The following is a 10,572-nucleotide window of genomic DNA, read 5'->3' as shown; positions in this document are numbered from 1 at the left end:
CAAAAAATGGGCATTTTGGGCATATTCCGGAATATTTTTTCTAATTGCGATCAATTGGTATCAAACTACTTTAAATGTGCGAATAAACGAATGGTATCGCGCGTTTTACGATCTGTGCCAAAACGTAGATCGCCATACGCTAGGTGATTTCTACGCGCAGATGAAGATTTTTTTATGGATAGCGATGCCCTACGTAGTCTCTGCAATTTCGGAGCGATACGCAGCGCGGGTTTGGGCATTTAAATGGCGAGAAGCGATGACGTTTTCCTATTTTTCATACTGGAAAAAGGTCAGCAAAGATATCGAAGGCAGCTCGCAACGTATCCAAGAGGATATCTTTCGTTTCTCAAAAACTATCGAAGAGATGGGCACGAGAGTGCTTTCGGCGGCTATGACGCTGTTTGCGTTCATACCGGTGCTGTGGGGGCTTAGCAGCAATGTCCCTTTTGAATTTCTAAAAAAAATCCCCGGCTCGCTCGTCTGGATCGCACTTTTAGTTAGCATCGGCGGATTAATAATTTCTTGGTTGGTGGGCTGGTATCTGCCGAGACTGGAATACAACAACCAAAAAGTTGAGGCGGCGTTTAGAAAAGAGCTTGTTTTTGCGGAAGAGGATAAGATAAATTACGCAGATGAGGAAAAAATTCTTTCGCTATTCGATAAGATCAAATATAACTATTTCAAACTATACCTGCACTACTGCTATTTTGATATGTGGTTTAACTCATTCTCGCAGTTTCTAATGATCGTACCTTACTTGATAATGGGTCCTGGGTTATTTACTAAGGTAATTACACTTGGAGTTATGGTTCAGGTAAGCAACGCTTTTAATCAGGTGCGCGGTAGTTTTAGTATTTTTATGAATAACTGGACGACGATCACGGAGCTTCGCTCAATCCATATGCGACTTAAAGAGTTTGAAAAAAATATCGACTACAAGGGCTAGATAAAATTTCGCCCGCACCTTGCGGCCCTAGATTTCGCTTTTTAAATTTAAAGCAAAATTCCGGGCCGCAAGCTTTTAAAATTTCTACCCTTTTACTGCTCTCTTTTTTCGTGATGAGTAATGTTTAGCTTTATAAATTTATAGCTTCCTACGAGTAAGATCATCCAAATCGCGATGAAAACTAAAGATTTGACCATTTTTAATCCTTAAAATTTTTTATAGATGCGGCGCATAAAAAACGCCGCCGATATGAAATTTAACTAAGCGCAAAAGCGCGCAGTGCCGCGCACGAGAGTAACTTCTCGCCGCCACACGGCGCACGGAAGCCATGCTGGAGCTGACGCGCCTAATAATGCTCGTTTGAAAGCCCCTCTTTATCAAGCTTTTTTGCATCCATCGCGCGCCAAACATAGCTGATATAACCCAGCACGAAAGGCACTAGAAACGACACGTAAAACATCGTCTTAAGCGTATAGAGGCTTGAGCTTGCGTTGCTTATCGAAAGCGAGCTTTGCAGGTCGAAATTTGACGGATAAAACGCCGTGTGATTTAGACCCAGGATCAAAAATACGCTCGTTACCGCGCATACGACTCCCACTCCGTAAAAAAATATCCCGCGCACGCTGCTTGTAAATGCACCTTTGAATATTCCCACCAGCACCATCACGACACCTAGCAGCAGCAACACTAGCGCCGCAGGCAGGCTTAGGTAGTTATGCAGATACTTAAAGCTCTCAAGGCTTACGATGCCGCCCGCACCGACTGCGTAGCCCTGCTTTAGCAAGACCCACGCCAAAAACGCGATGAAAAATACCAAAAACGCGCTAGCATTAAATTTAAGCGAGGCTTTGAGCTTAGCGATCATTTCAGGCTCGGCGATATTGTTCATCAAATATAAGCTCGCTCCCGTCCTAGCGCAGAAAAATAGCGCAACTCCCAAGATGTAATTAAACGGATTTGCTAGCGCCTCAAGTCCGCGAGCCGGGTTTTTCCACTGCACGAAATTATTATCACCCAGCGCAAACTCGCTGCCGCTAAAAAGCGTCGAGACGATGATACCAAGCAGGACCGTGCCCAGAGAGCCGTTCATGAAAAGAAAGGCTTCATAAGTTTTAGCGCCCAAGAAATTATCGGGCTTTTTTCTGTATTCGTAAGCGACGGCTTGGATTATGAAGCAAAAAAGCAGAGCCATCCACGCCCAATACGCCCCGCCGAAGCTGGTCGCATAAAATAGCGGAAACGCTGCAAAGCACGCTCCGCCGAACATCACGAGCGTAGTAAACGTAAGCTCCCATTTCTTGCCGATGGAATTTATTATAAAATCCTTCTCGGTCTCACTCTTTGCCAGCGTAAAAAGCAGCGTCTGACCGCCCTGCACGAAGAGCATAAAAACCAAAATTCCGCCCAGAAGCGAAACCACGCACCACCAATAAATTTGAAAAATTTCGTGCATCTTAAAATCCTATCTTTATCTGTTTTAGCATGATCTTTATCTCGGCTATGAATAAAACCGTAAATAAAACCGCAAAGAGCGCAAACGAGATCATTATGTTCGTCCCCGCCAGGCTCGTAGCCGCGACGCCCACCGGCATAAGATCTTGTATCGCCCACGGCTGGCGCCCTACTTCGGCTACGATCCAGCCCGCCTCGCACGCGACGTATCCCAGAGGGATGCTAAAGACGCAAAGCCACAGAATTTTCTTGTATTCGGCGAGGTTTTTTCGCATCGCCAAAAATAGCGTCACGAAAAATAGCAAGATAAAATAGCTTCCCAAGGCCACCATCACGTGGAAGCTGTAAAAGGTAAGCGCCACGGGAGGGACGATCTGCTTCGCGTCGTCAAGGTAGCCGTAGCCTAAATTTTGCATATTTTGGTTGCCGAATAAAATTTCGCGAGCCTGCTGCATTGCCGCGGTGTCATTCACGTCTTTGGCGAGCTTGTAATCCTTCAGTGCTTGCAGGGCGATTTTGCCTTTTTCGATCTTTTTATCCGCGCCTTCGATGCCGAATTTTTCGTTTCCAAATACCAAATCATCGATGCCCGGCGTAAAATTATCAAGCCCTCTCGTAGCCATCAGCCCTAGCGCGTAAGGTGCTTTAATCTCAAACAAAAACGACTCCTTATCGTCTCCCGCGGTTTTGCTCGGATTTAAAACTCCTGCCGCGACGATACCCGCGTTTACTTCGCCTTTATACAGCCCCTCCATCGCCGCAAGCTTCATCGGCTGCTTTTGCGCGACCTGATAGGCGCTCTCGTCGCCGCTAAATAGCACGAAAAGCGAGCTTAGCATACCGAAGCTTGCCGCCACGATGAAGCTTTTTTTAGCAAGCGCAAAGTCTTTGTTTTTTAGCATATAAAACGCCGAAATTCCAAGCACGAAAAGCGCCGCTGTAATATAGCCGCCGCCGACGGTATGTAAAAATTTAGCCACTCCGAAGTGAGATAGCGCGATATCTAAAAAATTACTCATCTCGTTACGCATCGTATCGGGATTAAAGCTCGTGCCTACCGGGTTTTGCATCCAAGCATTCGCGATTAGGATCCAATATGCGCTTAAATTTGATCCGATCGCCACAAGCCAGGTTGAAAGAAGATGAAATTTCTTGCTTACGCGATCCCAGCCGAAGAACATTACCGCAAAAAAGGTAGCCTCCAAGAAAAACGCTAGCAAGCCCTCGATCGCAAGCGGCGCGCCGAAGATGTCGCCCACAAACCAGCTGTAATTCGCCCAGTTGGTGCCGAACTCAAACTCCATTATGATGCCGGTCGCGACGCCGATGGCGAAATTTATACCGAAAAGGCGCAGCCAAAATTTAGTGATCTTGAGCCACTCCTGTTTGCCTGTCGCGACATACAGGCTCTCCATAAACGCCACGATAAAGCTAAGCCCCAGCGTTAGGGGCACGAAAAGAAAGTGATAAAGTGCCGTGAGCGCAAACTGCGCCCTCGACCAATCCACGCTAGCAAGCTCTTGCATTCCTACTCCTTAGTCAAATTTTTATAGATGAAATCGATTTTTTCTTGATCGGTTTTAAATTTAGAATCCAGATTTTCGTTGAAAATGAAAAATTTAAGTAGCACAAAAATTATAAATAGCTTGATCAAAATCACCGCCCACAGCGTTTTGCCAAGCTTCATCGAAGCAAATCCGTGCGCGTAAAATTTTAAAATTTTGCCGAAAAACATCGAATTTTAACCTTTAGCAATTATTAGTTTATATTTTTTATTGTATAACAATTAATTAAAATTTAGCTTTAAATTTTGAAATTTTGGTAGCAATTTTATCTTTTTAATAAATGAGTTTTTGCGCCACCACACTTAAATAAAGTTTCTACCGCATAATTCGCAACCGATCGCATTTTACTTAAACTGCACAAAATTTTAGTTTAGATTCGTCGTAAAATTTTAGAATAGAACATCCAAGAAACGAGCAGAAAAATGCGCGAGACTTTACCAAGCATCTTTATGCCTAATTCGTAGCAATTTTAAATAGAATTTTTTACAGGCAAATTAACGCACCTCAGCTGAAAGCAGACGTAAGAATTTTAAAATCAAACGCCCAAAGCTACACGATACGAAATTTAAGAACGGATAACTAACTCCATGCAAAATTTAAAACATTTCATTAGACTGGGCGGATAATTGAAAAGCCTAAGAGTCGATTTAGCGTAAATTTGCAGCATGGCTCATCAGCGATACAATCTCTGCTAAGTCGAATTTGCCGCTGAAAAAGAGATTGAAAGCAAGCGCGCCCTGATTTACAAGCATCTCCTTGCCGTCTTTTGCGGGCAGATTTTTTGCGCGCGCGGCTTGTAAAAACGGAGTCTGCTTGCCGTAGATCGCATCAAAAGCAAATTTTGCGCGGGATAAAATTTCATCTATTACTCCCTTGGGTGCAGGCAGCGCATCATCTTTGAGCCCCGCACCGGTGGCGTTGACGATAAGATCGTAGTCTTTGGACTTGAAATTTTCATAGGTAAAAAATTCCTCGCAGCCGAAGTCAAAATCTTTTGCACTGCGATTTAGGATATCAAATTTCACGCCGTTTTTACTTAGCGCGTAGCCAATTGCCCGCGTCGTGCCGCCCGCACCTAAAATAAGTGCATTGCGAATCTCGCCAAAGCCCAAGATCGCGCAGAAAAAGCCTTGCGCGTCGGTGTTAAAGCCGTGCAGTGCACTGCCTTTTAGCACCAGCGTATTTACCGAGCCGATCCTTTGCGCCGCCTCGCTTAGGACATCGCAGGCTTTGAGCGCGTCGAGCTTAAAAGGCACGGTTACGTTCGCGCCCGTAAGCCCTAAAGTTTCAAATTTAGCTCGCAGCTCCTCGCCGCGCTGCAGCAAAACTCGCCCGTAGTAGGCGTCCAGCTCCAAAAATTTTATCGCGTAATTATGAAGTAGCGGCGAGAGAGAGTGGGAGATCGGGTTGCCGAAAACCGCGAATCTGTCCACTATTTCACTCGGTAGATATACGCTCCGCTATTGATGCTGCGCATATCGCTAAGCGCCTTTTGTAGCGCCTCGCCCTCAAAAGGCCCGACTAAAATTTTAGTCACGCTCTTGCTACCGACGTGAGTTTGCAGAGCGATCGGATTATAGCCTTTTTTGGTGATTTTTTTGGTGTCAGACCCGTTTGGATCGTAGGCATTGGATGCGAAAACCTGCACATAACTGCCGTTTGCCACGCTGGTGCTGGTGCTCTTTGCTGCAACGCCAGCCTTTACGCTCTCACTTTTAGACTCTGGCTTGCTAGCTTCTTTTTTAGGCTCGGGCCTAGCGGGCTCTTTCTTAGTCTCAGCTTTAGCATGTTCCTTTTTAGCTTCCGTTTTTGAAGGCTCTTTTTTAACTTCTGCTTTTGCTTGTTTTTCGGGTTCTTTTTTAGGCTCTACTTTTTGCTCGACTTTTCTAATTTCGGTTTTAGAAGGTTCTTTTTTGATCTCGTCTTTTGCAGACTCTTTTTTAGGCTCGGACTTTTTTACGTCCGTTTTTTCAGACTTTTTGGCTTCGTCTTTAGGCTCAATCTTTTTACTTTCTATTTTAACTTCGGATTTTTTTGGCTCTTCTTTGATTTCGGGCTTTTGGATTTCTACTTTCTGCGCTTCAGGCTGAGCGCTTGCGACGACCTTACTTTCGGAATTAGGTTCCTGGGTTTTTATCTCTACTTTGGTTGGAGATGCAGATGCTGTATTGGGTTCTGATTTCACTTCTACAGGCTCAGGCTGCGAAGGCTCAGGCTTTTGAACTTGTACGGCAGGCTTTTGCTCCGCTTTGGCAAGCTCTTCTTCACTAGGCATAGTAAGACCTGCGTTAGTATCAATATCGTCTTTATTAATAGCCTTCATTATGATTAAAATGATTAAGAATAAAACTACGACGCCGGCTGCGACGGTAAGACCCTTTTTCAAATTCGCGTTCTTATCGACATTGCCGCTATTGATCACTATGTCGTCTATGCTGCTCATATCGAAATTTTTGTCGTTCATACTCTCTCCTAAGATTATTATTTACTTTGTAAATTCTACCACGCAAAATTTACGAAATAAATAATTCGGGTAAGCTTACCCGAATTTATTAAATTTAATACATCGCGCGGTCGTAGATGATAAAGCGGTGCGCCAAATCCCGCACTTCCTCTTTAACTCGCGCCTGAAGCTTGGAATTTGAGATGTCGCTTAGCACGTCGGCGATTTTATTTCCGATAAACTCAAATTCTTTCTCCTTCATCCCGCGCGCGGTAAGTGCGGGGCTGCCGACGCGGATGCCGCTGGTGACGAACGGGCTGCGCGTCTCGCCCGGCACGGTATTTTTATTCGTCGTAATGCCTGCGTTTTCAAGCGCGGCGCTAGCGTCCTTGCCACTAAAATCCCTATTTAAAAAGCTCATTAAAATCAGATGGTTATCGGTGCCGCCGCTAACGAGATCAAAGCCGCGCCCAACCAGCGTTTCGCCTAAAACTCTAGCGTTTGCCTTGACCTGCTTGGCATAGACCTTCCACTCGGGGCTTAGATTGTGTTTAAAGCCCACCGCCTTAGCGGCGATGACGTGCATTAGCGGACCGCCTTGGATACCCGGAAAGATCGCCGAGTTGATCCTTTTAGCAAATTCCTCATCGTTGGTCATTATGATGCCGCCGCGCGGACCGCGAAGCGTCTTGTGCGTGGTCGAGCTTACGACGTGGCAGTGCGGGAACGGATTAGCGTGTTCGCCCGCGACGACGAGCCCCGCGACGTGCGCTACATCGGCGAAAAGAAACGCACCCACACTATCTGCGATCTGTCTAAATTTAGCAAAATCTATCTCGCGCGTATAGGCGCTTGCGCCGCAAACGATCATCTTTGGTTTTACGATCTGAGCGATCTCAAGCACCTTATCGTAGTTTATGTGGCCGTCGAGCTCTACGCCGTACTCGAAGCTCTCATACATCTTTCCGCTGCTTGAGACCTTTGCACCGTGCGTCAAATGTCCGCCGTGGCTAAGCGCCATGCCTAAAATTTTATCGCCAGGTTTCAAAAATGCGGCATAGACGCCTTGGTTGGCTTGGCTGCCGCTGTTTGGTTGGACGTTTGCAAACTCACAGCCGAAGAGCTTTTTGCAGCGGTCGATCGCGATCTGCTCGATCTCGTCTACGAACTCGCAGCCGCCGTAGTAGCGCTTGCCGGGATAACCCTCGGCGTATTTGTTCGTCAGCACCGAACCCATCGCCTCCATTACCTCGGGATAGGTGAAATTTTCGCTCGCGATCATCTCCAAATAATCGCACTGGCGGGCAAGCTCTTTGTTGGTTAAACTAAAAATTTCATTATCGAATTTTTCTAAATTTGACACGTTCACTCCTTCTCTAAATTTAGTGGCCTCATCGCAGGGAACAAAATCACGTCGCGGATCGATTTTTTATTCAGCAAAATCATCACCAAGCGATCGATTCCAAGCCCCCAGCCGGTAGTCGGGGGCATCGCATAGCTAAGCGCGCGGACATAATCCTCGTCCATCTCGTGCGCCTCGTCGTCGCCCGCGTTTTTAGCGTCGATTTGCGCCTTAAATCTAGCGTATTGATCGAGCGGATCGTTCAGCTCGTTAAAGGCGTTGGCTAGCTCTTTGCCTGCGATGTAAAGCTCAAATCTCTCGGCTATCTGCGGATTTTCGTCGCTTCTGCGCGAAAGCGGGCTGATCGAGATCGGAAAATCCACGATGAAGGTCGGATTTACGAGCTTAGCTTCTACGTAATTATCAAAAAGTTCGCTCTGCAGGTGACCTAGATCGAGCTTTTCATTGACTTCAAACCTATCCTCTTCGAGCTTTGCGATGATCTTTTCGCGATCATTTACGATCTGCGACTCAATGCCGCCTATCTGCGTAAGCGCGTCTAGATACTTTATGCGCGCAAAAGGCTTTGAAAAATCGATCTCGCGCTCATCGTAAGTTAAAATTTCGCCTAGCCCGAGCCTCTTAAACAGCGCTTTAAATAGCTCCTCAGTTAGGTTCATCGCGTCGTTATAATCATGCCACGCCCAGTAGAATTCTATGCTTGTAAATTCCGGATTGTGCGTCAGGTCCATACCCTCGTTACGGAAGTTTCGGTTGATCTCAAAGACCGCCTCCATGCCGCCTACGACGAGGCGCTTAAGATACAGCTCCGGAGCGATACGTAGGTAGCGATCGACGTCTAGGGCGTTGTGGTGTGTGATGAAAGGCTTAGCGTTCGCGCCGCCCGCGATAGGGTGCATCATCGGCGTTTCGACCTCTAAAAATCCGTGCTTTTCAAAAAAGCTGCGGATCTCGCTAACGATGATCGAGCGCTTAATAAAATCCTCGCGAACCTCGGGGTTCATTATCATATCGAGGTATCTTTGGCGGTAGCGCATCTCAATATCGACAAGGCCGTGAAATTTCTCTGGAAGCGGGCAGATCGCTTTGGACGCGAGCGTTATTTTGCTAGCATGGATCGAAAACTCGCCCGTTTGGGTGACGAAAGCATATCCGCGCACCAAAATTATATCGCCCACTTCGAGATTTTTCTTAAATTTAGCGTAATCCTCCTCGCCAATGCTGTCGCGAGAGTAATAAATTTGAATATTGCCGCTTTGATCTTCTATGTTTGCAAAGGTGGATTTGCCCGCGACACGCTTTAGCTTTAACCTTCCAGCAAGGCTTACCTCCTCGCTCGCTTTTTTATCATCGGTATCTTTTATGTAGCCGAATTTCTCTTTAAACTCGGCTATACTCATATCTTTTTTTAGAAAGTGCGGATAGGGATTAGCCCCTAAATTCCGAAGTTCCGACGCCTTATCTATCCTTTGGATTTCTAACTGGCTATCAAACAATCTACTTCCTTTTTGTCGCGCATTCAGGGCAAATTCCATACAGCTGCATCATGTGCCCCGTAAGCGTAAAACCGTGCTCTTTGGCGACGGCAAGCTGTTTGCGCTCTATAGTGGCGTCTTGAAATTCTATGATCTTATTGCAGCTTTTGCAGATTAGATGGTCGTGGTGAGGCTTGTTGGCAAGCTCAAATTTCTTGCCCTGTGCGCCGAATGAGATCGACGTCGCCATACCTGAATCCTCAAGCAAATTTAAGGTACGATACACGGTCGCTATGCCTACGTTTAGCTCCGGAAATTTCGCTTTGATCTCGTTGTGAAGCGCCTCAGGTGTGAAGTGTTTGTTATTGTTATAAAGCGTACGAAGCAAAACCTCGCGTTGTCTTGTGTATTTTAGACCACTGGAGGCAAGCGCCTTTTTAAACTCAACAATTAGAGCGTCAAACTCTAAATTTTCGATTTTTGCATTCATAATTTTGTCCTTTCTGTAGAATTTGCTTCTGAACTGGCGTTAAAATCGCTAGGTTCAGTGCTTTGATTTTGATCCGAGTTCATACGGGCGGTAGAATTCTGATCTTTTAAGAGCTTATCATCCATCTTAGAACCGATAGAATCCAAGCTTTGTTTGATCTTCGGATCGTCTTTGAGATTTAAAATCCAATTTCCTATTTTTAAGAAAATCGGCGCAGTTTTACTGCTTTCAAAATACTTTTTGGTCTGTTCGTTCATCGACACAGGACCGCTTGCAAGCGTAACGATAACGGCAAAAATCAAGAAAATTTTACTTACGCTAAACACGAAACCGCCGATCTTATCGACAAATCCGAGTCCGCTCCATTTAAAGAATTTTGAAATGATTTCGCCTATAATCAAACACGAGATCCATACGCCAAAAAGCACAGCGATAAAGCCGATGAGGACCTGCGTCGTATCGCCTGAAAGCACGCCGTTTGCATTCTGCAAAGCTGGAATTTTTGCTGCAATCCACTCGCCTGCCATAGTTTTATAGCGCATCGCGGCAAAAAGACCGCCGATGAGACCCAAAATTCCAAAAATTTCTTTTACGATGCCATTAGTGATACCGCGTAATCCGAAGAGCACTACGAGTACCAAACAGCCGACGTCGAACCAATTAATACCCTCCATCAAGCACCCACCACGCCTATTAGCTCTTGTAGGTTAGTCGAATACCTAAATGCCGTGTCTTTTGAAATTTGATTTGCACGGATCGCTTTAACCATCGCTTGAGTTTGAGTTATCATACCGGTAGATTGCTGATTTAGCTGCATTTGAGAGTAAATTTGATGCAC

General features: G+C 45.8%; 10 protein-coding genes and 1 pseudogene. 1 reads left to right on the top strand and 10 read right to left on the bottom strand.

The window, feature by feature from the left end; genetic code table 11:
- Positions 1 to 946 (top strand): putative transporter (locus Q0117_RS07400; protein WP_297924193.1); only part of this gene is annotated, 946 nt, incomplete at its 5' end.
- 346 nt (positions 947 to 1,292) lie between these two features.
- Here the strand turns inward: Q0117_RS07400 and Q0117_RS07395 are convergent.
- From Q0117_RS07395 to Q0117_RS07350, 10 genes and pseudogenes are all read right to left on the bottom strand, one after another.
- The gene (locus tag Q0117_RS07395) at positions 1,293 to 2,399 is read right to left on the bottom strand and encodes a cytochrome d ubiquinol oxidase subunit II (RefSeq protein ID WP_297924191.1); all 1,107 of its coding nucleotides are present in this window, start codon (positions 2,397 to 2,399) and stop codon (positions 1,293 to 1,295) included.
- Position 2,400: 1 nt separating this feature from the next.
- The gene (locus Q0117_RS07390) at positions 2,401 to 3,924 is read right to left on the bottom strand and encodes a cytochrome ubiquinol oxidase subunit I (RefSeq protein ID WP_297924190.1); all 1,524 of its coding nucleotides are present in this window, start codon (positions 3,922 to 3,924) and stop codon (positions 2,401 to 2,403) included.
- A gap of 2 nt (positions 3,925 to 3,926) precedes the next feature.
- Positions 3,927 to 4,133, bottom strand: a complete 207-nt coding sequence (locus Q0117_RS07385; RefSeq protein WP_297881812.1) for a DUF4492 domain-containing protein — start codon at positions 4,131 to 4,133, stop codon at positions 3,927 to 3,929.
- 477 nt (positions 4,134 to 4,610) lie between these two features.
- Positions 4,611 to 5,396: a shikimate dehydrogenase gene (locus Q0117_RS07380; RefSeq protein WP_297924189.1), complete on the bottom strand. Its 786-nt coding sequence runs from the start codon at positions 5,394 to 5,396 to the stop codon at positions 4,611 to 4,613.
- Entirely contained in the window at positions 5,396 to 6,427 is a 1,032-nt protein-coding gene (locus tag Q0117_RS07375; protein ID WP_297924187.1) for a hypothetical protein, read from the bottom strand. The genes Q0117_RS07380 and Q0117_RS07375 overlap by 1 nt, the downstream gene beginning before the upstream one ends.
- Before the next feature lie 94 nt (positions 6,428 to 6,521).
- Complete coding sequence (locus tag Q0117_RS07370; protein WP_297924185.1) at positions 6,522 to 7,769, bottom strand: serine hydroxymethyltransferase; 1,248 nt, start codon at positions 7,767 to 7,769, stop codon at positions 6,522 to 6,524.
- 2 nt (positions 7,770 to 7,771) lie between these two features.
- Positions 7,772 to 9,265 carry a lysine--tRNA ligase gene (gene lysS / locus Q0117_RS07365; RefSeq protein ID WP_297924183.1) on the bottom strand — a complete coding sequence of 498 codons (1,494 nt, stop codon included), beginning with the start codon at positions 9,263 to 9,265 and terminating at the stop codon, positions 7,772 to 7,774.
- 1 nt (position 9,266) lies between these two features.
- Positions 9,267 to 9,734, bottom strand: a complete 468-nt coding sequence (locus Q0117_RS07360; RefSeq protein ID WP_297924181.1) for a Fur family transcriptional regulator — start codon at positions 9,732 to 9,734, stop codon at positions 9,267 to 9,269.
- Positions 9,731 to 10,408 carry a CvpA family protein gene (locus tag Q0117_RS07355; protein WP_297924179.1) on the bottom strand — a complete coding sequence of 226 codons (678 nt, stop codon included), beginning with the start codon at positions 10,406 to 10,408 and terminating at the stop codon, positions 9,731 to 9,733. Before Q0117_RS07355 ends, Q0117_RS07360 begins: the two co-directional genes overlap by 4 nt.
- Positions 10,408 to 10,572 (bottom strand): annotated as a pseudogene (locus Q0117_RS07350) (type IV pili twitching motility protein PilT); the annotation flags it as partial. The pseudogene Q0117_RS07350 and the gene Q0117_RS07355, both read right to left, overlap by 1 nt.

This window comes from uncultured Campylobacter sp., assembly GCF_937997535.1.
In the GTDB taxonomy this organism is placed as follows: domain Bacteria; phylum Campylobacterota; class Campylobacteria; order Campylobacterales; family Campylobacteraceae; genus Campylobacter_B.
This window is presented reverse-complemented; position numbering and strand designations above follow the sequence as displayed.